22 protein-coding genes are annotated in these 24,606 nt (G+C 29.5%); 18 read left to right on the forward strand and 4 right to left on the reverse strand.

All coding sequences use genetic code 11. The features are described from left to right. The first annotated feature begins 101 nt into the window (after positions 1 to 101). The 9 genes from GPX08_RS07510 to GPX08_RS07550 all read left to right on the forward strand — a co-directional run bounded on the left by GPX08_RS07510 (position 102) and on the right by GPX08_RS07550 (position 11,346). Positions 102 to 938 (forward strand): cyanophycinase, encoded by an 837-nt coding sequence (locus GPX08_RS07510; protein ID WP_156626201.1) that lies wholly within the window; start codon positions 102 to 104, stop codon positions 936 to 938. Next, complete coding sequence (cphA, locus tag GPX08_RS07515; protein ID WP_156626202.1) at positions 919 to 3,543, forward strand: cyanophycin synthetase; 2,625 nt, start codon at positions 919 to 921, stop codon at positions 3,541 to 3,543. The genes GPX08_RS07510 and cphA overlap by 20 nt, the downstream gene beginning before the upstream one ends. A 111-nt stretch (positions 3,544 to 3,654) precedes the next feature. Further along, positions 3,655 to 4,497, forward strand: coding sequence for a 4-(cytidine 5'-diphospho)-2-C-methyl-D-erythritol kinase (locus GPX08_RS07520; protein WP_156626203.1), 843 nt, complete (start codon positions 3,655 to 3,657; stop codon positions 4,495 to 4,497). 56 nt (positions 4,498 to 4,553) lie between these two features. Beyond that, the gene (gene spoIIR / locus GPX08_RS07525) at positions 4,554 to 5,234 is read left to right on the forward strand and encodes a stage II sporulation protein R (protein ID WP_156626204.1); all 681 of its coding nucleotides are present in this window, start codon (positions 4,554 to 4,556) and stop codon (positions 5,232 to 5,234) included. 104 nt (positions 5,235 to 5,338) lie between these two features. Beyond that, positions 5,339 to 5,755, forward strand: a complete 417-nt coding sequence (locus GPX08_RS07530) for a DUF1934 family protein (RefSeq protein WP_156626205.1) — start codon at positions 5,339 to 5,341, stop codon at positions 5,753 to 5,755. 242 nt (positions 5,756 to 5,997) lie between these two features. Continuing rightward, complete coding sequence (locus GPX08_RS07535) at positions 5,998 to 6,300, forward strand: hypothetical protein (RefSeq protein WP_156626206.1); 303 nt, start codon at positions 5,998 to 6,000, stop codon at positions 6,298 to 6,300. A gap of 178 nt (positions 6,301 to 6,478) precedes the next feature. Continuing rightward, a complete protein-coding gene (locus GPX08_RS07540; protein WP_156626207.1) occupies positions 6,479 to 8,080 on the forward strand; it encodes a CTP synthase in 1,602 nt (533 codons plus the stop codon). Positions 8,081 to 8,440: 360 nt separating this feature from the next. After that, positions 8,441 to 9,526: a BMP family ABC transporter substrate-binding protein gene (locus GPX08_RS07545; RefSeq protein WP_156626208.1), complete on the forward strand. Its 1,086-nt coding sequence runs from the start codon at positions 8,441 to 8,443 to the stop codon at positions 9,524 to 9,526. A gap of 419 nt (positions 9,527 to 9,945) precedes the next feature. After that, positions 9,946 to 11,346 (forward strand): transcription termination factor Rho, encoded by a 1,401-nt coding sequence (locus GPX08_RS07550; protein WP_156626209.1) that lies wholly within the window; start codon positions 9,946 to 9,948, stop codon positions 11,344 to 11,346. A gap of 121 nt (positions 11,347 to 11,467) precedes the next feature. On the opposite strand, the gene GPX08_RS07555 is transcribed toward GPX08_RS07550, so the two are convergent. From GPX08_RS07555 to rpmE, 4 genes are all read right to left on the reverse strand, one after another. Then, a complete protein-coding gene (locus GPX08_RS07555; protein WP_156626210.1) occupies positions 11,468 to 12,580 on the reverse strand; it encodes a UDP-N-acetylglucosamine--LPS N-acetylglucosamine transferase in 1,113 nt (370 codons plus the stop codon). Between the two features lie 350 nt (positions 12,581 to 12,930). Next, entirely contained in the window at positions 12,931 to 13,752 is an 822-nt protein-coding gene (locus GPX08_RS07560) for a glycosyltransferase family 8 protein (RefSeq protein WP_156626211.1), read from the reverse strand. Between the two features lie 56 nt (positions 13,753 to 13,808). Beyond that, complete coding sequence (locus GPX08_RS07565) at positions 13,809 to 14,249, reverse strand: MarR family transcriptional regulator (protein WP_156626212.1); 441 nt, start codon at positions 14,247 to 14,249, stop codon at positions 13,809 to 13,811. Positions 14,250 to 14,497: 248 nt separating this feature from the next. After that, a complete protein-coding gene (gene rpmE, locus GPX08_RS07570) occupies positions 14,498 to 14,704 on the reverse strand; it encodes a 50S ribosomal protein L31 (protein WP_008676589.1) in 207 nt (68 codons plus the stop codon). A gap of 428 nt (positions 14,705 to 15,132) precedes the next feature. Here rpmE and GPX08_RS07575 point away from each other — a divergent pair, with 428 nt between their 5' ends. From GPX08_RS07575 to GPX08_RS07615, 9 genes are all read left to right on the forward strand, one after another. Next, on the forward strand, positions 15,133 to 15,720 hold the full coding sequence (locus tag GPX08_RS07575) for a thymidine kinase (protein ID WP_156626213.1): 588 nt from the start codon (positions 15,133 to 15,135) through the stop codon (positions 15,718 to 15,720). Positions 15,721 to 15,737: 17 nt separating this feature from the next. Then, positions 15,738 to 17,498, forward strand: coding sequence for a peptide chain release factor N(5)-glutamine methyltransferase (gene prmC, locus GPX08_RS07580; RefSeq protein ID WP_156626214.1), 1,761 nt, complete (start codon positions 15,738 to 15,740; stop codon positions 17,496 to 17,498). Between the two features lie 63 nt (positions 17,499 to 17,561). Then, on the forward strand, positions 17,562 to 18,647 hold the full coding sequence (gene prfA / locus GPX08_RS07585; RefSeq protein WP_156626215.1) for a peptide chain release factor 1: 1,086 nt from the start codon (positions 17,562 to 17,564) through the stop codon (positions 18,645 to 18,647). Between the two features lie 179 nt (positions 18,648 to 18,826). Further along, the gene (locus tag GPX08_RS07590) at positions 18,827 to 19,414 is read left to right on the forward strand and encodes a hypothetical protein (protein WP_156626216.1); all 588 of its coding nucleotides are present in this window, start codon (positions 18,827 to 18,829) and stop codon (positions 19,412 to 19,414) included. 221 nt (positions 19,415 to 19,635) lie between these two features. Beyond that, the gene (locus GPX08_RS07595) at positions 19,636 to 20,685 is read left to right on the forward strand and encodes a threonylcarbamoyl-AMP synthase (protein WP_156626217.1); all 1,050 of its coding nucleotides are present in this window, start codon (positions 19,636 to 19,638) and stop codon (positions 20,683 to 20,685) included. Between the two features lie 71 nt (positions 20,686 to 20,756). Then, positions 20,757 to 21,209, forward strand: a complete 453-nt coding sequence (gene rpiB / locus GPX08_RS07600; RefSeq protein ID WP_156626218.1) for a ribose 5-phosphate isomerase B — start codon at positions 20,757 to 20,759, stop codon at positions 21,207 to 21,209. A gap of 25 nt (positions 21,210 to 21,234) precedes the next feature. Then, positions 21,235 to 21,864: a uracil phosphoribosyltransferase gene (locus GPX08_RS07605; RefSeq protein ID WP_156626219.1), complete on the forward strand. Its 630-nt coding sequence runs from the start codon at positions 21,235 to 21,237 to the stop codon at positions 21,862 to 21,864. A gap of 212 nt (positions 21,865 to 22,076) precedes the next feature. Further along, positions 22,077 to 23,228 (forward strand): UDP-N-acetylglucosamine 2-epimerase (non-hydrolyzing), encoded by a 1,152-nt coding sequence (locus GPX08_RS07610; protein ID WP_156626220.1) that lies wholly within the window; start codon positions 22,077 to 22,079, stop codon positions 23,226 to 23,228. Positions 23,229 to 23,343: 115 nt separating this feature from the next. After that, positions 23,344 to 24,525, forward strand: a complete 1,182-nt coding sequence (locus GPX08_RS07615; RefSeq protein ID WP_156626221.1) for an acetyl-CoA C-acyltransferase — start codon at positions 23,344 to 23,346, stop codon at positions 24,523 to 24,525. Positions 24,526 to 24,606 lie beyond the last annotated feature (81 nt).

Consider the following 24,606-nt stretch of genomic DNA (forward strand, 5'->3'; position numbering starts at 1 on the left):
TACATTGATGAAGCTTTAATTTAGTGAAAACTACTTTTGTTTTTTGAATAATATTTACTGGCGATGGATAAAATAAGAAATGCATGATAAGGGGTGAGTAAATGTCGGAAAAAATCAAGGGAGACTTAATTATAATCGGAGGAGCTGAAGATAAAGAAGGCGATAAAGAAATATTAAAAAAAGTTTGTAATTCTATCAATAAATCTAAGGATTTAATATTAATTGCAACTATTGCAACAGAATATCCGGAAGAGGCTTTTAAAAAATATACTGAGATTTTTGAAGGCTTAGGAGTTGAAAATATAAAGGGACTAAATATTAAGGAAAGATCTGATTCAGAAAATGAAGAAAATATAAAACTTGTTAATGAAGCTGCATTAATATTTTTTACAGGTGGTGATCAACTAAGGATAACTAGTTTGTTAGGTGGTACCAATATTTATGATGCGATAAAAGATGCTAGTTTGAATGGATGTATTATTGTTGGAACATCAGCAGGGGCTTCTGTTATGAGTGACACTATGATAGTGAAGGGGGAAGATGATGAGTCCCCAAGGAAATGTACATTGAAAATGGCACCAGGTCTAGGGTTAGTAGAAGGTGTTATGATAGATCAACATTTTGCTCAAAGAGGGAGAGTTGGAAGGCTTCTTACAGGTATTGCTCAAAATCCAGAGGTTTTAGGTGTTGGAATAGATGAAGACACAGCCTTAGTGGTTAGAGATAATGGAGATGCTCAAGTAGTAGGAAGTGGTGCGGTTTATATTTTGGATGCAAGAAATATAACCTATAGTAATGTTTCTGAGCAAAATTATAAAGAAGTACTTAGTATGTTTAACGTGAGTTTACATGTATTAAAAGAGGGAGATAAATTTAATCTTCTAAGTAAGTTACCTTTTGAGGAGGATAAAAGCAAAAATGAAAATAGTGAAGACTAAAGTCTTTGAAGGAAAAAGTATTTATTCACATAAAACTTGTATTAGATTAGATGTTAATTTAGAAGGGTATTGTGAGATTCCAAGTAAAGATATTGAGGATTTTAATTTCAACTTAGTTAATATGATCCCTGAGCTTAGAACACATAGATGTGGAATTGATGAAGATGAGGGGTTTGTTAAGAGGCTTAAGGAAGGTACTTATTTAGCGCATATATGCGAACATATAATATTAGCAATACAAAACAATCTAGGAATAGATGTTCATTTTGGGAAGGCAAGAGAAATTGAAGGGGATGATTACTACATTATTTTTCAATATCAATATGAAAATACAGCTATTGAGTGTGCAAGATTTGCTGTAGATATTATCAATTCCTTAATTAATAAAAATCCTATTAATTACGAGGATAGGTTTGAGTTTGTAAAAGAAAAATTAAAAGAAGAGTTATTAGGTCCTAGCACTAAGTCTATTTGTGATTATGCGAAATCAATAGGATTACCAATTATTAAGCTTGGAAATGGAGATTTTTATCAAATTGGTTATGGTAAAAAAGCGAAAATAATTGAAGCATCTATTAGTCCTAATACAAGGTGTGTTTCAGTTGATATAGCTTCTGATAAGTTACTTACAAAGGAATTATTAAAATCTCAAAACATACCTGTAGCTGAGGGAAATAGAATAAGTAATATTATTAACTTATTAAAGGAAGCAGAGGATATTGGATATCCAGTTGTTATAAAACCCCAATTTGGTAATAAGGGCAATGGTGTAGTACTTAATATAAAGAGTGAAATGGAATTATTAACTGCTTATAGGAAGCTTAAATCGAACTTTAAAGATTTGATGGTAGAAAAATATCATAAAGGAAAAGATTTCAGAGTTTGTGTCATTAATAATAAAGTAGTGGCTGTTGCTCTTAGAAGACCACCTTGCATTGAAGGAAATGGTGAAGATAATATTCTAGAATTAATTAATATATTAAATGAGAATCCTCTAAGAGGAGAAGATCATGAAAAGCCATTAACTAAAATAAAATTAGATGAAGAGGTTTTAGATTCCTTAAGAGATCAAGGTAAGGCTTTGATGGATGTTCTTGATAAAGGTGAAAAGATATATCTAAGAAAGAATGCTAACCTATCTACTGGAGGAGAAGCTATAGATTGTACTGATAAGATATGTCAGGAAAATATAGATATTTGTATAAGGGTAGCGAAGATTCTTAACTTAGATATTTGTGGTATAGATATTTGTACTAATGATATTTCAGAACCTTTAATTAATAATGGAATAGTTATGGAGGTTAATGCAGCTCCAGGGCTTAGGATGCATTTGAATCCTAGTATAGGAAGACCGATTGATTTAGGAAAAGAAATAGTAAATATGATGTATAATGATGAACCGTCTAATATACCTATAATAGCAGTAACAGGAACTAATGGGAAAACTACAACTACAAGACTCATTAGCCATACCTTATCTAGAATGGGATATTGTGTAGGGATGACTAGTAGTAGTGGAGTATTTATTGATGATAAATGTATAGATAAAGGTGATGACACAGGTTTTAGGAGTGCTAGAACAGTTTTATTAAATCCAGATGTTAATGTTGCGGTGTTAGAAACTGCTAGAGGTGGATTAATAAGAAATGGATTAGCTTATGATTTAGCTGATGTGGCAGTAATAACAAATATAAGAGAGGATCATTTAGGGATTGATGGAGTTAAATCTATGAAGGATCTTTGTTATGTTAAATCTTTAGTGGGTGAAGCAGTAAAAGAAGATGGATATGTAGTGATAAATGCTGATGATTGTTGGAGTAATACTATACTTAATCGTATAAAAGCTAAAAAAATATTTTTTACTACTAAAACTTTAGAAGAAAGTATAGAAGTAAAAGATTTAAATAGTATATATATTTATATTCAAAATAAAAATATAATAATAGAAAATGAGGATAAGAAATATTTATTATGTAATGTTGATGAAGTTCCGATTACTTTAAATGGAAATCTGGAATTTAATATAGAGAATGTATTAGCAGCTACTGCAGCTTTGGTTGGAATGAAAATAGATTATTGTATGATTAAAAATGGAATTACTTCATATCTTTTAAATTCTGATAAAAACTCTGGTAGGTTTAATTGTTATGATGTTGACGGAATAAATGTTATATTAGATTATGGCCATAACTCTGATGGATACAACGCTGTATTGTCATCTATTAAAAAAATAAATAAAGGTAAGTTATATGGAATAGTAGGGATTCCTGGAGATAGAGAAAATACTGCAGTTAAGGATATAGGAGAGATTTCTTCTAAATATCTTGACTACATAATAATTAAAGAAGATGAAGATCGAAGAGGCAGGAATAAAGGTGAAGTAGCTAAACTTATTGAAGAGGGAATACTAAATTACAATATGAATAAGAGATATGAGGTTATATTGAAAGAAGATGAGGCTTTATTAAAAGCTTTATCTATGACTGAAGCGGGAGATACTATAATTGTATTTTTTGAAAATATAGACGTATTAAAAAATGTCATTAATACTTATATTAAAGAAAAAGATATGAATGAAAAATATAAGTTTGGAACTATGAGTTAAAACTACATTCTATTCTGGTTTACTATAATAATAAAAAAATATATAATTAAAATAAACTTCGGAGAATTCTCTGAAGTTTATTTTAAAAGTTTTTTTGAAAGGATTTTAATTATGAAGATAAAAGCGTATGCTAAGGTAAATATATCTTTAGATGTAGTTGGGAAAAGAGAAGATGGGTATCATTTGTTAGAAATGATAATGCAATCAATAGATTTATATGATGAAATTAGAATAGAGAAGAGAAAATCAAACATTACTATTAAATGTAATAAACAATATGTTCCTACTGATGAAAGAAACTTGGCTTACAAAGCGGCTAAATTATTTATGGAAGAATATAATATTAATTCTGGTGTTGAAATAAATATTAAGAAGAATATACCTGTTTGTGCTGGACTTGCGGGTGGCAGTACTGACGGAGCTGCTGTCTTAAAAATACTAAATAGGATATTTGATATTAATGCAAGTGATGAAGAGTTAATGAAATTAGGATTAAGACTTGGAGCTGATGTTCCTTATTGCATAAAAGGCGGAACTGCATTGTGTAAAGGGGTTGGTGAAGAGGTTACTGAGTTACCATCTTTTAAAGATAAAATTTTAGTTTTAGTTAAGCCGCCGTTTGGCGTTTCAACTAAAGGTGTTTATCAAGAATTTAATTTAGATAAGGTAAGAAGTCATCCTAATACAAATGTATTGATAAATGCTATTGAAGAGAATGATTTAAAGTTAGTATGTAGTAATATGAAAAACTTATTAGAAAATGTAACTTTAAAGAAGCATAAAATACTTATTAACATTAAAGAAGAAATGAAGGGGTTTGGAGCTGTTGGAGCTATGATGAGTGGAAGTGGTCCTACTGTATTTGCTTTCTTTGATGATATGCTTAAAGCACAAAAATGTTTTGAAAAAATGAAAAATAAATATAATGATGTATTTATTACAAGAACAATCTAAATAATATGAATAAACCTCTAAAAATTGGTAACAATTAAGCTATAGGAGGTTTTATTATGAAGAATAAGATATTAATTGTTGTAAGTATAGTTTTGATTATATTTTTAAATGGCTGCACTAATCCAGAATATGGACAAGGTTCGGTTGTAAGTAATGGTGATAATGAAGAATTGGTATATGAGGATATTGTAAATAAAATAATAAGATTTCATGTAATAGCAAATAGTGATAGCGATGAAGATCAGGCTTTAAAATTAAAAGTTAGAGATAGAGTTGTTGAGTTTATATCTACTAAATTAAGAGGAAGCGGTTCTTTGGACGAGTCTAGAGATATAATTTTAAGTAATAAAGATAAAATGGAAGATATAGCAAAAAAGGTTATAAAAGAAAATAATTATTCTTATAGTGTAACTAGCGATTTATCTAGGGAAAATTTCCCGGACAAGGTATATGGTGATCTTATATTTCCTCAAGGGGAATATGAAGCTTATAGAATTATAATAGGTGACGGTAAAGGTGCTAATTGGTGGTGCGTTATGTTTCCTCCATTATGCTTTGTAGATGAGACGAAAGAAGCTGTAGACTCCAGTGAAATTAAGAAAGAAATAGAAAAAAATGAAGAAGATTCAAAAGAAGATATTGAAAAAGAGGATATTGAAAAAGAAGGTAAAGGTGAAAATCAGGATAATAAAGCGATTTTTAAGTTTAAGATATTTGAAATTTTATTAAAAAAATAATCTTGATTAATCCATAGATTATATTTAAACTATATGATATACAAAATGAGAAAATGATGAAGGGAGATAAGTGAAGTTATAGTTACTTTACTTAAGAAGATAATATGAAAAAGAGTGCGATTATATCTTTAAAAAGCTATAATGATTTAGATTCTGATGATGTGATAGAAGTAGTAACTCCTGGAGAATTTATTATAAGTGAAGATGGGTTTAAAGCTATTTATGAGGAAACGGAGATTTCAGGTATGGGAGGAACTACAACTACATTAACTATGTTGAAGGATTCTTTACTTCTTGAAAGAGAAGGAAATGTTAGTGCTAAAATGGACTTTAAAAAAGGTGAAACATCTATATCCTTATATAATACTCCTTATGGAGCTCTAGACTTACAGATACATACAGAAGAATTAAATGTGGATGTAAATGAAAATGGAGGAGCTATTATAGCTAAATATTCCATGGAATTAGCTGGACAACCGCCTATAACAACTAAACTATCAGTTAATGTAAAAACTAATTAGTTTTTTAAATCTTAGTAATGAATTTACTAGGATTTTTTTATTTATTTATATTTTATAGTTTATTTATAAATGTAGAATATTGAAAATATATAATAAAAAATTTTAAAATATATTTATTTATCATATTTTATATATAGTGTTAAAAATATATAAGGTAATGACTGAATAATATATAAGGTAATGATTGAATAATATAGAGGTATTATGGAGATAATATAGAAAGTTTGAAAGAGGTGATAATAATGAATGGTATTGAAGGATTAGATAAAGTTACTATAATAATGAATGTTTTGGCAGCTTATCTTGGAATTGAAGTAAAAGAATTGAATGATAAACTTAAGAAAAAAGAAAATAAGTATTTACTATTATTGCTTTTGAAGAAATATAATTGCCTTAATGCAGGTAATGTGAAGTGTGTATTAGAGATAATAAGTGATAAAAGTATGAAATTTAATATAGATAAGGCAGAAGAAAAGTTTCTGATAAATAGGGATTTTAGAGAGAAGTATTTAGAAGTTCAAGAAGGTATAAATAAAATAATATAATTCAAATAAAAACAAAACAAAAAAACACTAGATTTTTTGTTCTATATGTGATACGATTATTGATATTATTTTTAGACATTATAATAGCATTATAATTAGTGAGGTAATTATAATTGTATCAAAAGGTAAATTTAATGTCAAGAAAATAAATAAATTTTATTTTTTTGGAGGGATTATTTTGAAAACTAAATATGTTTTTGTTACAGGTGGTGTAGTTTCATCTTTAGGAAAGGGGATAACTGCAGCATCTCTAGGTAGATTATTGAAGAATAGGGGATTAAAGGTTTCTATACAGAAATTTGATCCTTATTTGAATGTGGATCCTGGAACTATGAGTCCATACCAACATGGAGAAGTTTTTGTTACTGAAGATGGAGCTGAAACTGATCTTGATTTAGGCCATTATGAAAGGTTTATTGATGAAAGTTTAAGCAAAGACAATAATATAACAACTGGTAAAATATATTGGTCTGTAATTTCTAAGGAGAGAAGAGGAGAATACTTGGGAGGAACTGTACAAGTTATCCCACATATTACTAACGCTATAAAAGAAAAGGTATATAGCGTAGCAAAAGAGCAAGAGGTGGATGTAGTTATAACTGAAATAGGGGGAACAGTTGGGGATATTGAATCTCAACCATTCTTAGAAGCTATAAGACAAATTAAGTATGAAGCAGGAGAAGACTCTACATGTTTTATACATGTAACTTTAGTTCCATTCTTAGGGAAGGCAGGAGAGTTAAAGACTAAGCCTACTCAACATTCGGTAAAGGAACTAAGAAGTATAGGTATTCAACCAGATATAATAGTATGTAGATCTGAAAAAGAACTATCAGATTCAATAAAGTCTAAAATTGGATTGTTCTGTAATATAGAAAGTAATTGTGTAATTCAAAATCTAGATGCAAGTGAACTTTATGAAGTACCACTTATGCTTCATAAAGAAGGATTAGATTCTTTAGTTTGTGAGAAGTTAGGAGTTAAAGAAAGAAATATAGATAATGGCCAGTGGATACAAATGGTTGAAAACCTTAAATCTTTAAAAGAGGAAGTTAATATTGCTTTAGTTGGTAAATATGTTGAATTACATGATGCATATATATCAGTAGTAGAAGCTTTAAAACATGGCGGTTTAGCTAATGATTCTAAGGTGAATGTTAAGTGGATAAATGCTGAGGATGTTACTAGGGAAAACGGAGATAAGATATTTGAAAACTGTCATGGTATATTAGTTCCAGGTGGCTTTGGAGATAGAGGTATAGAAGGTAAGCTTGAAGCTATAAGATATGCTAGAGTTAACAAGATACCATTCTTAGGTATATGCTTAGGTATGCAGTGTTCAGTAATTGAATTTTCTAGAAATGTTTTAAATTTAGAGGGAGCTAATAGTTCAGAAATTAATCCGGAAACTGATTATCCTGTAATTGACTTAATGAATGAACAAGTAGGGTTAGATGATTTAGGTGGAACTATGAGACTGGGGGCATATCCATGTGTATTAAAAAGAGAAAGTATGTCTTATAGTTGCTATAAAGAAGAGGTTATAAGTGAAAGACATAGACATAGATATGAGTTTAATAATAAATATAAAGAGGCTTTAATTGAAGCGGGTATGAGCATAACTGGTACAAGTCCAGATGGAAAATTAGTTGAAATAGTTGAAATAAAAGATCATCCATGGTATGTAGCTGTTCAGTTCCATCCAGAATTAAAGTCTAGACCGAATAATCCTCATCCTCTATTTATAGGATTTATTAAAGCATCGTTAAAGAAGTGTTAAGAGTTTGTTAAGTAAAATTTAAATAAAATGGTAAAATATTAATATTTGTTTAAAGATTTACTAATAAATTTTACAATTTTTTAAATTTACAGAAAATATAATTAATGTCTAGTCTAATGTAAGGCTATGGGTATATAATTAAATTAAGGGTATTTATTAAATTATGGTTATTCTAACATAAGATGTTAAGAAATGCTGTTGCACATTGTAAAATTTTTAATTGAGCAGTTTTTCAACAGTTGCTACTTATAATGCACATAAGAGAAAGATTAAGATTTAAGATTAAATATTGTTCAAAATTCTTGATAACAAGAGTTTAGATAAAATGTATATTACATACACAATTAATGGAGGGATAATATGAAAAAAAAGTTAATAGCATTAACACTTTCAGCTCTTATGGTTGCTGGATTAGCAGGCTGTAGTGATGCAGGTAATACTGCTGAACAATTAAAAGTAGGGATGGTAACTGATGCAGGTACTATAGATGATAAGTCATTTAACCAAGGTACTTGGGAAGGAATTGAAAAGGCTAAGGAAGAACTTAAGGTTGATAATAACTACTTAAAACCAGGTGGTACTACAGAAGCTGATTATATGAAGGAAATAGGAAACCTTTACGATACTGAATATAAGTTTATAGTTACTCCAGGATTTAAGTTTGAAACAGCTATTTTCCAAGCACAAGATAAATATGAAGATGCTAAATTTGTAATAATAGATGGATCACCTAATAATGGAAAAGAGGGAGAGGAAAGAGTAGCTAAAGTTGGAGACAACGCTGTTGCTGTATTCTTTGCTGAACATGAAGCTGGATTCTTAGCAGGAGTTGCTACATCTCTAGAATTGAAGTCAGGTGAATTAGGCTTTATAGGTGGTATGGAAATTCCAGCAGTTCAAAAGTTTAACTGGGGATTCCAACAAGGTGTTAAGTATGCTAATGAAAACTTAGGAACTACTATGAGCTTAAAAGCTGAAAATGTAATTTACCAAGGTACATTTGATCAACCTGCAGCAGGACAACAATTAGCAGCAACTATGTATGATAATGGTGTTAAAGCTATATTTACTGCAGCTGGTGGAGTTGGAGTTGGAGCTATAAATGAAGCTAAGACTAGAGGCGCTAAAGGTGAAGATGTTTGGATAATTGGTGTTGACGTTGACCAATATGAAGATGGAATGATGGAAAATGGCAAATCAATAATCTTAACTTCAGCTGTTAAAAAGATTGATGAAGCTACATTCAATATCATTAAAGATGAATTAGATGGCAAATTCCCAGGTGGACAAACATTAACATTTGATGCTAAGACTGATGGTATTGGAATTCCAGCAGAAAATCCTAACCTTTCAAAAGAAACTACTGATAAAGTAGCAGATATATTATCTCAAATTAAAGATGGTAAAATCGTTGTTTCTGATGTACAAGGCGATTTAATTAAATAGTATATACGAGGCTGTCGAAGACAGCCTCTTTATATTGATAAATATAAAGAAGTGAAATTTTCTGAACTACCAAAAGTAAGATGATAAAGAACTCTTAACAGATTTCTTTATTTTTTTTTTTTTTTGATTTTTAGAGTATAAATTCATATTATGAAACAAAATCTGTTTATTAAAAAGAGGAGAAAATTTGTTGGTAGAGATTTTTTGAAATTACATATGATAAGCTTTATTTTAAATATCATAGTCTCTCAAATTTGATTAAAGTATATAAACTTGGAGATAATATGAATAAATAAGCTTGATAAATAGATAAAATTAATTCATAATATAAATACATATAAGAATGTTATATCCATATCTTTTACTTATCTTAAATTATCCCAGAATATAACTTATGAATAAAATGTGGAGGTGTAATTTTGAATAAAGAAAATTATGAGAAAAAGACTTTGGTAGAACTTAAAGAGATTGCTAAAGATCTTAATATAAAAAATATTAGTAAGCTTAAAAAAAGCGAGCTTATTGATGAAATTATCGCTAATGCTCCAAAAAGCATAGAGAAAGATGGAGTGATTTTAAAAGAAAAAATAACTCCTAAGGTTAGAACTTCTGAGCCTGTTGTAGCAGATAGAGAAGTTACTGACGAAGCGAAAGAGGAAAAAAGAGAAAAATTAAAAGTAATGATAAATGAATCAGATTCTGCAAAAGGTGTATTAGAAATACTGGAAAATAATAGTTTTGGGTTTTTAAGATGCAATAACTATCAAACTGGTGAAAATGATATATATGTTTCTCCATCTCAAATTAGAAGGTTTAGCCTAAAAACAGGAGATGAAGTACAAGGTAAGATAAGAGAGTCTAAAGAAGGAGAAAAGTTTAAGGCTTTACTTTATGTAGAAAGAGTAAATGGGGAAAACCCTGAAAAAGCTGTTGGAAGAAAATCTTTTGAAACTTTAACTCCAATTTACCCAGAAGAAAGATTGCATTTGGAAACAAATAATGAAAAAGATTTATCTTCAAGATTAATGGATATAATTTGCCCTATTGGTAAGGGGCAAAGAGGGATAATTGTAGCACCTCCTAAAGCAGGTAAAACTACTTTACTTAAGAAGATAGCTCAAAACATTTCTAAAAATTACCCGGACGTAAAATTAATAGTCTTATTAATAGATGAGAGACCTGAAGAAGTTACTGATATGAAGAGGTCTATTAATGGTGATGTAATTTACTCAACATTTGATGAAGAGCCTCAAAATCATGCTAAGGTATCACAAATGGTTCTTGAGAGAGCTAAAAGAATGGTAGAGCAAGGTAAAGATGTGGTTATTTTATTAGATAGTTTAACTAGGCTTTCAAGAGCTTATAATCTTACTATAACACCTACAGGTAGAACTTTATCAGGGGGGCTGGATCCTGGGGCGTTAATAATGCCTAAAAAGTTCTTTGGAGCAGCAAGAAATGTTGAAGAGGGTGGTAGCTTAACTATATTAGCTACGGCTTTAATAGATACAGGTTCTAGAATGGATGACATGATTTTTGAAGAGTTTAAGGGAACTGGAAATATGGAAGTTCACTTAGATAGAAAGCTTCAAGAAAGAAGAATCTTCCCAGCTATAGATATTTATAAGTCTGGAACTAGAAAAGAAGACTTAATTTTAACAGAAGATGAAAAGGAAGTTGCTTATTCAATTAGAAAAGTTATGTATAGAGATGGTAATATAGAAAATGTAACTGAAAAGTTAATTAATATGCTATCTAAGACTAAGAATAATAAAGAATTTATTGGTACTTTTAGTAAGAGTGAAATCGAAAAAAGATAGAATAAATGGGGCTGTCTATGACAGCCCCGAATTAACAATTAAAAATTGAGAAAGTAATTTATTCTAAATTACTAAAAATATGTTATTGGAAAAACTCTTTAGGAGTTTTTTTATTTTATCTTTATTTATTACTATTATTAGAAATTAATTTATTAGCTATATCTACTATTTTATCTTTTGAATACTTAGATGCTAGGTTACATAAATTAACTCTCATATTTTCAAGTTTATCGTTATCCGAGATTAATTCATTAATAATTAGATTTATCTCTAGGAGATTGTCTACATATATTGCATAGCCATTAGAAGTTAAGAACTCAACATTTTGAGTCTCTTGTCCTGGAATAGCAAATGGTATTAAAAGTGGAAGATGTTTTGTTATTGCCTCAGTTACAGTAAGTCCACCAGGTTTACTGATGATTAAATCGGAATATTCCATTAATGAATCGATATCCTTTGAAAATCCTAAAATATGAAGTTTTTTATTCTTAATTGAATGATTATATTCTTTCAATAATTCATCTCTAAGCTTCTCATTTCTTCCACAAACTACTGTTATTCTTAACTTGTTAGAATTAGTAAGTAGTTCTTTTAAAACATAAGAGATGTTTTTTAATCCCATACTACCACTCATTAGCAGTATGTTAAAATAATCATCTGATTTTATGATTTTAATGTCCTGTTTATGTTCTAAAAATTCATCTTTTACTGGAATTCCAAAAGCAAATAGCTTATCCTTATTTATTCCTCTTGAAGCCATATCAGCACATGTATTTTCACTTGCGGTAATAAAAGCATCAATATCATTATCTAGATAAGTAGCATGAGCTTTAAAATCAGTTACTATTGAAATAACGGGAGTGTCTAATCCGTTTCTTTTTAAAGATCCCATAATATTAACAGCAAAAGGATGAGTTAATAAAACTATATCTGGATTTTCTGATTTTATTAATTTTAATAGTTTCTTTTTAGTAAAATAAAAAACTATTGATAATAACTTGTTAGTGAAACTTGTATCTGTTAACTTATAAGCAACTCCATATGTCTTTGGAAGAAAGGAAGCAGAAATTTCATATCCACTAATAAATAGCTTAGTTAATATTTTACTATTATTTTTTAAAAAATCGTGGGTTACTACTTCATATCCTGATTTTACAAAAGAAGTAGAGATTGATTTTGCAGCTTGATTATGACCTTCTCCAGTTGATGTTGTTAATATTAAAATCTTCTTCATAAAATACACTCGCTTTTCTAAATAACTTAATCTATGTTCTAATTATTAATCTACATTTTAAGTATTATAAAATTATAAATAAAAAATAATCTTATAATAAACTACATTAATTGAAAGTATCGATATTTTAATTATTATCTAAGTTGAAGATAGTTCTCTAACTAACATATTACACATAGGAAATATAGCTTAATTAACTAAAAAACTTTATTACAACTTATATTATTAAAAATCCATACTTATATTATAATACAAATAGGCTAAATAGAAGTAAAATTTATAAAAACTTAGAGAAATTTAAGAAATAATAATTTATTCTTAAAGAAAACTAAAGAAGTTAAATTTTAAAACTACTTATTAGCAATGTGCATATAATGTTTGTACAGTGTTGCAAAGCGGCGTGAGTTTGATGGAAGCCATGGTTTATTTTTTCCGCAAAAGTGGAGAATTCTTGTGTTTTGTATAATCCAATCTAAAGTATAATCTCCATCACTTTTAATAAGGTAAGTAGAATAATACCTAGCATCATAGTTCCATATAGCATCATCTAAAGGTAAAGTATATCTTCCGTATAGGAAATTAAAAACATCTTGATCTGGGAGTAGAAGTTTTGATTCGTTATCGCTGACATACTTAAAGATTTCATCAGGTTTGACAATTGCTCTTGCTTTTATTAAATCTATAAGCATAACACCAGAATTAAAATAATCGTGTTCAGTTCCAAGTCTTACACGGTTAATTCCGTTTATTATGTCAGTGATGCCAGTATGTGATGCAGCAGCAAAGGCACAGTGATTAAGATCAATATCCCACAATGGACGAAGTGGATTAATAACAAGTATATCAGGATCAAGATATAGAATTTTTTCCACAGAAGTTGGTAATAAATGTGGAGCTAACAGGCGATAATACATTTCTTGTGGATATCTTTTTGAAATGGGTGAATTTTGGAATATAGTACGATCTACTTCTAGTGAAGTAAATGATACTGACTGTAAACGGCAGTATTCCTCTAGTTCTTGAAGTTCACATTTGGGAATGGCACTGTGTAGTAACCATATAGATAATGACTCTTTAGGATTATTAATAATTATAGACTTAAGCATAGTTTTAAAGGGTTTAATATAATTTTTATCAAATGTTACAAGTAGATTGATTTTATTATTTGGCATAGTTATCTCCTTTTCTTATAAAAATCAATAATATTTTTCAGATTTTATTTGATGAATTACCATTCTTTAATTTCTTCACGTAAAAGTGTAATGTATTTTCCCATCAAGGAAATGTACATCTGACGTTCATGCTCAAGCATTTTTGACAGGGTTCTTTGCTCTACTTCGAAAATACGCATAACTGTATTTTCTCCAAAAATCTTTCCAGATTGGGTAAGGCGTATAATTTTCAAGTTTCGAGTTTTTGGAACAGTTTCTAAAAATACATAACCTTTTTTCTTTAAATTAGAAATTACAGAGTTTACAGTCTGTTTAGGTAAAGACCACATATCACAGATATTTTGCTGTGAGTATTCTCCACCCAAGACTAACAGAGCATATAATACCCAAAATTCACCGTCAGAAATACCTAATTTTAAGGCGATATTATGGTAGATAGATGTGATTTCTTTTATATTTTGGTTAAAAGTTTCAAGTTGTTTATTTAATATATTCATTTATTTTTAGCCTCTTTACTGTAAAGTTTTTGATTTAGGATATTAACAATTTAGTACGAAATCGGATACTTGTCAAGATTATTTGAAGGGTTATAGATGCTTTAAATATCCTATTAAACTGAAATTTTATAAAAAATATTAATTTGAAGGTAAAAGTAACAAAGATTTGATTAATAGCTTAAGATTTATTTTTTTGTAAAAAAACGAAGCTGCACACTAACAATTTAGTGTAACAGCTCCAGAATTTCTTATTTATTAAGATTGAATCTCTTATTGAACTTGTCAACTCTACCGCCAACGTCAATGATTTTTTGTTTACCAGTGAAGAATGGGTGGCATTTAGAGCATATTTCTACTTTTAGTTCATCTTTAACTGAACCAGTTGTAAAAGTATTTCCACATGCACACTTAACTACAGCTTCGTGGTTGTATTTTGGATGTATGCCTTCTCTCATATTTTTCACCTCTTTCAACTTCTAAAATAACCACTTGAGTATATCACAGGCGTTATTTACAGTCAAGGAAATACATAATAAAAATATAGAATTGTTATGTTAAAAACTCCTTGAATAATTTATATTTGTAGATGCAAGCTTACCAAAGGAAGAAATTCAGGTAAGCTGAATTTTGGTTTAATTTTGAGAAGTAAAATAATGAAAAATTAAGAATGAAAAAATTAGAAAATGAAAGAATGCATATAAAAAAATCCTCACAGATTTTTTTATAATGGAATTTTTAAAACAAAAGTGGTTTTGCAATGCAAGACGTCTTTCTTCATTTCTTCATCCTTTCTTTTCCTTAATTTTTTCATTTTAAAATGCTTCGCATTTTGAAAATAATAATGCTATAATCTTAATATATCTAATGAAAAGGAGACTTGAATATGAGCAAATTATATTTTAGATATGGGGCTATGAACTCAGGAAAATCAACGCATTTAATGCAGGTAGCATATAATTATAAAGAACGTGGAATGAAGGTTATATTAGTTAAGCCTTTTACAGATACTAAGGGAGGAGATAAATTAGTATCTAGATTAGGTGTTGAAAGAAAAGTAGATTTAGTTATTAGAGAAGATGACAATGTATTGGAAAAATTTAATTTATATAAGTCTGAAAATGGACATATAGATTGCATGCTTGTAGATGAAGTACAATTTTTAAAGAGTAATCAAATAGATCAGCTTTTTGAAATTGCAGTAGTTGAAGATGTACCAGTTATTTGTTATGGATTAAGAACTGATTTTAAGATGCAAGGCTTTGAAGGAAGTAATAGACTTTTATTATTAGCTCATAGCATAGAAGAAATGAAAACTATATGTAAATGCGGAAGAAAAGCTGTATTAAATGGAAGGAAAATCAATAACAAATTTGTCTTTGAGGGTGAGCAAGTTGCTATAGATAATATAGATAATGTAGAATATGAATCCTTATGCGGACATTGTTATTTTAAATATAAAAATAATTTATAATTAGAAAGAGTGATACAATGAAGAGGTGCGACGTAGGAGGCCAAGCTGTCATCGAGGGAGTTATGATGAGAGGCAGTAAGGGGCAAGCTACAGCTATAAGGAAATCTAACGGAAAAATAGAAGTTGATATAAAGAAGATAGTACCTATAACTAAAAAATATAAATTTTTAAATATTCCTTTTATTAGAGGGATATTTGTACTAGTTGATTCTTTAATCACTGGAGTGGAAACATTGAATTATTCAGCTTCTTTCCTTGAAGAAGAGGAAGAAGAGACAAAATTTGATAAGTGGCTTAAAGATAAATTTGGTGATAAGGCTAATAATTTAATAATGGCTGGGACTATGGTAATGTCATTTATAATAGCTATAGGATTGTTTATTGCTGTTCCAACAGGAATCGCATCTATCTTTAATATTTTTAATTTAAATCCAGTAGTTTTAAATTTAATTGAAGCCGTTATAAGAATAATTATTTTACTTATATATATGTATGTTATAAGCAAAATGGAGGATATATATAGGGTGTTCCAATATCATGGAGCAGAACATAAGACAATATTTTGCTATGAAGCAGGAGAAGAACTTACAGTAGAAAATGTAAGAAGGTTTAAAAGATTTCATCCGAGATGTGGAACTAATTTTCTTTTCTTGATAATGTTTGTTAGCATTTTAGTTATTAGCTTAACTGGTTGGGGAGGATTCTTTGAAAGATTAGTATTAAGAATTTTATTAATTCCTATAATTTCTGGTATAACTTATGAATTAATTAGATGGTTAGGTAAAAACGATAATATTTTATCTAAAGTTATAGCTTATCCAGGGCTTAAACTACAAGAGCTAACTACAAAGGAACCAGATGATTCTCAACTTGAAGTAGCAATTGCAGCTCTTAAGAATGCTGAAGGAATCAAGGATAAAAATAAAACTATTGGGAATCTTTTAGATGAAGGTTCAAAAATTCTTAAGGAAAGTGATGTAGATACTTACATATTAGATGCTCAGCTTTTATTAGGAATGGTATTAGGTAAGGATAAAATATATTTAATAACTAATAGAGATAAGGAAGTTTCATCAAAAGATGAGAAAGAATACCTAGAATTAATTGAAAAAAGAAGTAGAAAAATGCCTATAAAATATATATTAGGAGAAACTGAATTTATGGGCATAGATTTAGATGTAGAAGAAGGGGTACTTATTCCTAGAGGAGACACAGAAGTTCTTGTTGAAGAAATACTTTCTATAATAGACAAAGAAGATAGCTTAGAAGTGTGTGACCTTTGTTCTGGAAGTGGTGCCATTGGAATATCATTAGCTATTTTTAGAAAAAACATTAAGGTAGATGAAATAGATTATTATGATATACCTGAAAAAGTTACAAAGAGTAATATACTTAAACATGCATTAGAAGGCAGAGTTAAGTTTATTAAGAGTAATCTTTTAAGTGAAGTAATAAAAGTTGGTAAAAAATACGATGTAATTGTATCAAATCCTCCATATATTAAGGCTTCAGATATACCAGAATTAATGGATGATGTTAAAGTTTATGAACCTCATACAGCTTTAGATGGTGGAGAAGATGGACTTGTATTTTATAGAAAAATAATTAAAGAAAGTAAGCTTGCGCTAAAGAAAAATGGATTATTAGCTTTTGAAATAGGTCATGATCAAGGTGAATCAGTAAAGAAACTTATGGAGGAAGAATGTTTTTCCAATATAAAATTAGTGAAGGATTTAGCGGGTTTAGACAGAGTTTTACTAGGATACTTTAATTGTTGATAAATTTCTACTTCTTGTGATATAATAGGGAGATGTAAAAAAATAAAGTACGGAGTGATATTTATGTTATTAGATAAATTGGCTTTTATAGAAAATAAATATGATGAGCTATCAGTAAAAATATCAGATCCTTCAATTATGGCTAATCAAGCTGAATGGAGAAAGCTATGTAAGGAGCATGCTGATTTAGAAATTATAGTTACTGCATATAAAGAATATAAAAGTGTTATAGATGATTTACAAGCAAATAAGGAAATGTTATCTGAAGAAAGTGATAGAGAAATGAGAGAAATGCTTTCTGAAGAAATATCAATGTTAACTGCTAGAGAAGAAGAATTAGAAAAACATATACAAATTTTATTATTACCTAAGGATCCTAATGATGAAAAGAACGTTTTTGTTGAAATCAGAGGTGGAGCCGGTGGTGATGAAGCAGCGCTTTTCGCAGCAAATTTATTTAGAATGTATACGAGATATGCTGAAACTCAAAGATGGTCTGTTGAACTTATGAGTGCTAATGAAACAGATATCGGTGGATTTAAAGAAGTTGTATTTATGATCAAAGGTCATGGAGCTTATTCTAAGCTTAAGTATGAAAGTGGAGTTCACAGAGTACAAAGAGTTCCAGATACTGAGTCAAGCGGTAGAATTCATACTTCTACAGCAACAGTTGCAGTACTTCCAGAAGTAGATGATGTAGAAATTGAAATTAATGAAAAAGATTTAAGAATAGACGTATATAGATCTTCTGGTAATGGAGGACAATGCGTTAATACTACTGACTCAGCGGTAAGAATTACTCACTTACCTACTGGACTAGTAGTTGCATGTCAAGATGAAAAGTCACAGCTTAAGAATAAAGAAAAAGCTATGAAGGTTTTAAGATCTAGATTATACGAAGCTGCAGAAGCTGAAAGAAGTGCTGGTATAGCAGAAGATAGAAGGAGCCAAGTTGGTTCTGGAGATAGAAGTGAAAGAATTAGAACGTACAACTACCCTCAAGGAAGAGTAACTGATCATAGAATAGGATTAACTCTTTATAAATTAGAATCTTACTTAAATGGAGATATTGAAGAGGTAATTAATGCATTAATTACAGCAGATCAAGCTGAAAAGATGAAGCAAATGGGTAATACAGATGCTATTTAATGCAAAAAAAAGATTGTATTGTATTTAGAATGTAAAATCTAAAATTAATGAAAGAACTTCCGTCAGAGTTTTATAAATTAAATTATTTTTAGTGATTTGAAATAAATTGCAGATATAATTTTACATTTTTAATTTTTAATTGGGCTGTCGAGAGACAGCCCTTTAATGTAGGTGTGGGAATGAAGATATTAAAAGCTTTGAAAAAAGAAAATAGAAGAATAAAACAGTTTTATATTTTGATGACTTCTCTTTTTTTACTTCTTCCTTTAATAGCCTTTTTAGCACAGATAGATTCTGTATTTTTATGGGGATATTTAGGCTTATTAGAGGTACTTATAATACTAGCTTGCGTAAATAAGTTGAATTATCATAGATTAAAATTTCAATGTAGTAATAATAAACTGAGGTTTAGAAGTGGTCTATTCGTTAGGGAATCTATTATTCTATGTGATAAAGTAATGGTAGTACATACAGATAAAGAAAAAGAAGATATGGACATAATATTAATAACTACTATGAAGTTTAGAAATAAATATTTAAAACCTATTAACAAGGGTTTTTTAAAGAAATATCCTGAAGCTGCAGAAGAATACATAAAAGTTAAGAAGATTAAACCTGAAGAAAGTTATTATTTTCAGGTTATTAGAAGAGGAGCTTTAAAAAAATATACGTTATTAAACTCGATTTTTAGTAACTGTGTTAAAGCTTCATACACTTCATCAGCTATCGAAAATATAAAGATAGCTAGAGAACAAATAGAATTATAAATATAAGTTGTAATAAATGTTTTACTTTTTATTAAGCTATATTTTAGAGTAATAATATTAGGTAATATAATGACTTTATAAGCTTATATAAAAATTTAAATAATATATGTTTTCAATTTTTATATTTTACTTTAATAAATTCTTTTTATATTTGACTTTATAAAGCTATATTTATGTAGATTATTAATTGAAACGTATATATAAGAAAGAGGGAATAACTTTTGGAAACAAAGGTGGCTATTATTAATAGTATTGATAATGATATAGAATACTTAAAAGAAGCTGCAGGTATAATATATGATGGGGGACTAGTAGCCTTTCCAACAGAAACAGTATATGGATTAGGAGCAAATGCTTTAAATGAAGATGCTGTTTATAAAATATTTGAAGCAAAGGGAAGACCTCAAGATAATCCCTTAATTGTTCATGTAGCTTCTAAAGAGATAGAGTACTTAGTTGAAGAAATACCTGAAATTGCTAAGAAACTTATGGATAAGTTTTGGCCAGGGCCTTTAACTATAATTTTAAATAAAAAAGATATAATACCAAATAGGACTAGTGCTAATTTATCTTCTATTGGGATAAGAATGCCAAATAATGAAATAGCCTTAAAGCTTATTGAGTTATCAGGATGTCCAATAGCAGCTCCGTCTGCTAATATTTCTGGAAGACCTAGCCCTACGGATGTAGAGAGATGCATAGAAGATTTAAATGGAAAAATAGAATATATTATAGGTGGAATGCAAAGTGATGTTGGTGTAGAATCTACTATAGTTGATTGTACTGTTACACCACCAGTAATTTTAAGACCAGGTGGAATAACTTTAGAAATGTTAAAGGAAATTTGTGGTGACATAACAATTGATAAAGCAATTCAAGGAAAACCTGATGCAAATTTAAAGCCTAAGGCTCCTGGAATGAAGTATAGACACTATGCTCCAAAGGCAAAATTAAAGATAATAAAAGGAAATAGAGAAAAAACTATTGAAAAAATCAACGAAATAGTACAAAATTATATAGATAATCAAAAAAAAGTAGCTATATTATCAACTGAAGAACTTAAAGGTGAATTTCCTATAGGAGAAATTATTTCTCTTGGAAGTGAAAATGAATTAAGTGAAGTTGCTAAGAATTTATTTGAATCTCTTAGACAGTGTGATGATATGAAAGTTGATTTAATTCTATGTCAGGCATTTGCTGAAAAAGGTGTTGGCCTTGCAATAATGAATAGATTAAATAAAGCAGCTGGCTTTGATATTATAGAAGTATAATTAGGGAGGGAGGGGGAACCTTTCCTTTTTTTTTATATAAAATTACCATATTATAGTTAGGAGGAATGTTAATGAAGAAAATAGCAGTTGGCTCTGATCATGGTGGAGTTGAATTGAAAGAAGAAATTAAGAAGTTCTTAAATGAGGAAGGTTATGAAGTAAAAGATTTTGGGACTAACTCATCTGAATCTTGTGATTATCCTGATTATGCTCTTCCAGTAGCAGAAGCAGTAGCAGCTAAAGAATATGATCTTGGAATATTAGTTTGTGGTACTGGCATAGGGATAGGCATAGCAGCTAACAAGGTTCCAGGAATAAGAGCTGCATTATGTTCAGATACTTTTAGTGCACATGCAACAAGAGAACATAATAATGCAAATATCTTAACATTAGGTCAAAGAGTAGTTGGACCTGGGTTAGCTATAGATATAGTTAAAACATTCTTAAACACAGAATTTGAAGGTGAAAGACACCAAAAGAGAATTGATAAAATCTCTGAAATTGAAAAAAAATATAATAAATAATAATTGATTCCATAGGAGGAGTAAAATGAGCAAAGTAACTCAAATAAATCACCCATTAATACTACATAAACTTGCATTTATAAGAAGTAAGGAAACTGGTTCAAAGGACTTTAGAGAATTAGTTGAAGAAGTTTCAATGCTTATGGCATATGAAGTAACTAGAGATTTAAGTACTGAAGAAGTAGAAATAGAGACACCTATATGCAAAACTAAGTGTCAAATGCTTTCAGGAAAGAAGGTAGCTATAGTACCAATACTAAGAGCAGGACTTGGAATGGTAGATGGAATGCTTAAGTTAATTCCAGCAGCTAAAGTAGGTCATATTGGATTATATAGAGATGAAGAAACTTTACAACCGGTTGAATATTTCTGTAAACTACCTCAAGATATACCTGAAAGAGACGTAATAGTAGTAGATCCTATGCTAGCTACTGGTGGATCAGCAGCAGATGCAATTACAATGCTTAAGAAAAGAGGAGCTAAGAATTTAAGACTTATGTGCTTAATTGGTTCTCCTGAAGGAGTTGAATTTGTTCAAAAGGCACATCCAGATGTTGATATATATGTAGCAGGAATTGATGAAAAGTTAAATGAAAATGGATATATAGTTCCTGGACTTGGTGATGCTGGAGACAGACTATTTGGAACTAAGTAATAGATAATTAAGTAGTTATAAGTATGGGCTATTGGAAATTGAGAAAATATTTCCATAGCTCTTTTTTATGTTTAAAATGTTTGTTGTAAATATTGGTAATTTAAATGTTTGTTTATTTATTATGTTATGTGTATAATTAACTTAATGGAATACAGATAATAAAATATATTAATTATTAATATTAAGCATTAATATATCAGGAGGAAGCTTAAATGGAAAAGAAGAAAATAATAACTATATTCGGGACTAGACCGGAAGCTATAAAAATGGCTCCTTTAGTTAAAGAATTAGAAAAAAGAGAAGGGATTGACTCTAAAGTTTGTGTTACAGCTCAACATAGAGAGATGTTAGATCAAGTTTTAGGTTTATTTGATATAAAGCCAGATTTTGATTTAAATATAATGAAGAGTAAACAAACCTTAACAGGTATAACTAATAAGGTTTTAGAAGGACTAGAAGAAATATTCACAAATGAAAAGCCAGATATGATATTAGTTCATGGTGATACTACAACTACTTTCTCAGGAGCTCTTGCAGCTTTTTATCAACAAATAAAAGTAGGGCATGTTGAAGCCGGACTTAGAACCTTTGATAAATATTTTCCATTTCCAGAAGAAATGAATAGAAAATTGACTGGATCTTTAGCTGATTTACATTTTGCACCAACTAAGGGCTCGAAGTCAAATCTTCTAAGAGAAGGAATTGATGAAAAGGATGTATTTATTACAGGTAATACTGTTATAGATGCAATGCTTCATACAGTTGAAGAAAATTATGTTTTTGAAAATGAAATTTTAAATAATATAGATTTTAAAAACAAAAAGGTTATTATGATAACAGCTCATAGAAGAGAGAATTGGGGTCAAGGAATAGAAAACATCTGTGATGCCTTAAATAAAGTTGTAGCAGAAAATGAAGATGTTGAGTTAGTTTATCTAGTTCATTTAAACCCAATAGTTAAAGATGTGGTTAACAATAAGCTTGGAGGTAAAGAAAGAATACATTTACTTCCACCATTAGATACTAAGGAAACTCATAACCTAATGAATAAATGTTTTATGGTAATGACTGATTCAGGTGGGTTACAAGAAGAAGCGCCTCATTTAGGTAAGCCAGTTCTAGTATTAAGAGATGTTACAGAAAGACCTGAAGCAGTTGAATATGGTACTGTTAAGCTTGTTGGAACTGACATTGATAAGATAGTAAGCAATGCAAATGCTTTAATCAATAATGAAGAAGAATATTTAAAGATGAGCAAGGCAGCTAATCCATATGGAGACGGTTTTGCATCTAAGAGAATTGCTGATATTATAGAGAATTATTTCAATATTAGAGAGTTAGAAATAGAAGAATTTTTAAGATAATATAGAAAATTTAGAATAATTGGGTTGATAAAAAGGTATAAAGTGGTATAATTGAATTGTGTTAATTGTTTAACAAATTTGATAATTCATAAGATTGAATAAAGGAGATGTAAATATGAGAGAAGTTGTAATTGCAAGTGCAGTAAGAACTGCTATAGGCTCTTTTGGAGGATCATTAAAAGACGTAGCCGCAGCAGATTTAGGAGCATTAGTAATCAAAGAAGCTTTAAATAGAGCAGGAGTTAAAGGCGAGTTAGTTGAAGAGGTGTTAATGGGTAATGTTATTCAAGCTGGACTAGGCCAAAATGTTGCTAGACAAGCAGTTATTAAAGCGGGATTACCTGTAGAAGTACCAGCAATGACAATTAATAAAGTTTGTGGATCAGGCCTTAGAACAGTTGCTTTAGCAGCGCAAATAATAAAAGCAGGAGATGCTGACATTATAGTTGCTGGAGGAATGGAAAATATGTCACAAGCTCCATACCTATTAAAGTCATCTAGATGGGGACAAAGAATGGGCGATGGAAAAATGGTTGACTCAATGATAAATGATGCATTATGGGATGCTTTCAATAATTATCATATGGGAGTTACAGCTGAAAATATAGCTAAAGAGTGGAATTTAACTAGAGAAGAGCAAGATGAATTCGCAGTTAATTCTCAATTAAAAGCTGAAGCAGCAATTAAGTCAGGAAGATTTAAAGATGAAATAGTACCAGTAGTTATTCCTCAAAGAAAGGGAGAACCAAAGGTATTCGATACAGATGAGTTCCCAAGATTCGGAGCTACTAAAGAAGGTATGGCTAAGTTAAAGCCTGCATTTATAAAAGATGGTACAGTTACAGCAGCTAATGCATCAGGAATAAATGATGGAGCAGCAGCATTTGTTGTTATGAGTGCTGAAAAAGCTGAAGAATTAGGTATAACACCATTAGCTAAGATAGTATCTTATGGACAAAAAGGATTAGATCCAGCTATAATGGGATACGGACCTTTCCATGCTACAAAGAAAGCTTTAGAAGTTGCTAATTTAAATATTGAAGATTTAGATTTAATAGAAGCTAACGAAGCATTTGCAGCTCAAAGTTTAGCTGTAGCAAAAGATTTAAAATTTGATATGAGCAAAGTTAATGTAAATGGTGGAGCTATAGCCCTAGGACATCCAGTTGGAGCATCAGGTGCTAGAATTTTAGTTACATTACTTCATGAAATGCAAAAAAGAGATGCTAAAAAAGGTTTAGCAACACTTTGTATAGGTGGAGGAATGGGAACAGCTCTTATTGTTGAAAGAAAATAAAGTTGTTATTAGGATGTATCAAAATCGAAAAAGTTTGATACATCCATTTTCATAATTAAGATAATATATTTTCTGAACTAG

This window comes from Clostridium tertium (genome assembly GCF_902652255.1).
Lineage (GTDB): Bacteria > Bacillota > Clostridia > Clostridiales > Clostridiaceae > Clostridium > Clostridium tertium_A.

Coding starts and splice junctions, on each gene's coding strand:
- GPX08_RS07510 (WP_156626201.1), top strand. CDS start 102: ATGTCGGAAAAAATCAAGGGAGACTTAATTATAATCGGAGGAGCTGAA.
- cphA (WP_156626202.1), top strand. CDS start 919: ATGAAAATAGTGAAGACTAAAGTCTTTGAAGGAAAAAGTATTTATTCA.
- GPX08_RS07520 (WP_156626203.1), top strand. CDS start 3,655: ATGAAGATAAAAGCGTATGCTAAGGTAAATATATCTTTAGATGTAGTT.
- spoIIR (WP_156626204.1), top strand. CDS start 4,554: ATGAAGAATAAGATATTAATTGTTGTAAGTATAGTTTTGATTATATTT.
- GPX08_RS07530 (WP_156626205.1), top strand. CDS start 5,339: ATGAAAAAGAGTGCGATTATATCTTTAAAAAGCTATAATGATTTAGAT.
- GPX08_RS07535 (WP_156626206.1), top strand. CDS start 5,998: ATGAATGGTATTGAAGGATTAGATAAAGTTACTATAATAATGAATGTT.
- GPX08_RS07545 (WP_156626208.1), top strand. CDS start 8,441: ATGAAAAAAAAGTTAATAGCATTAACACTTTCAGCTCTTATGGTTGCT.
- GPX08_RS07555 (WP_156626210.1), bottom strand. CDS start 12,580: ATGAAGAAGATTTTAATATTAACAACATCAACTGGAGAAGGTCATAAT.
- GPX08_RS07560 (WP_156626211.1), bottom strand. CDS start 13,752: ATGCCAAATAATAAAATCAATCTACTTGTAACATTTGATAAAAATTAT.
- GPX08_RS07565 (WP_156626212.1), bottom strand. CDS start 14,249: ATGAATATATTAAATAAACAACTTGAAACTTTTAACCAAAATATAAAA.
- rpmE (WP_008676589.1), bottom strand. CDS start 14,704: ATGAGAGAAGGCATACATCCAAAATACAACCACGAAGCTGTAGTTAAG.
- GPX08_RS07575 (WP_156626213.1), top strand. CDS start 15,133: ATGAGCAAATTATATTTTAGATATGGGGCTATGAACTCAGGAAAATCA.
- prmC (WP_156626214.1), top strand. CDS start 15,738: ATGAAGAGGTGCGACGTAGGAGGCCAAGCTGTCATCGAGGGAGTTATG.
- prfA (WP_156626215.1), top strand. CDS start 17,562: ATGTTATTAGATAAATTGGCTTTTATAGAAAATAAATATGATGAGCTA.
- GPX08_RS07590 (WP_156626216.1), top strand. CDS start 18,827: ATGAAGATATTAAAAGCTTTGAAAAAAGAAAATAGAAGAATAAAACAG.
- rpiB (WP_156626218.1), top strand. CDS start 20,757: ATGAAGAAAATAGCAGTTGGCTCTGATCATGGTGGAGTTGAATTGAAA.
- GPX08_RS07605 (WP_156626219.1), top strand. CDS start 21,235: ATGAGCAAAGTAACTCAAATAAATCACCCATTAATACTACATAAACTT.
- GPX08_RS07610 (WP_156626220.1), top strand. CDS start 22,077: ATGGAAAAGAAGAAAATAATAACTATATTCGGGACTAGACCGGAAGCT.
- GPX08_RS07615 (WP_156626221.1), top strand. CDS start 23,344: ATGAGAGAAGTTGTAATTGCAAGTGCAGTAAGAACTGCTATAGGCTCT.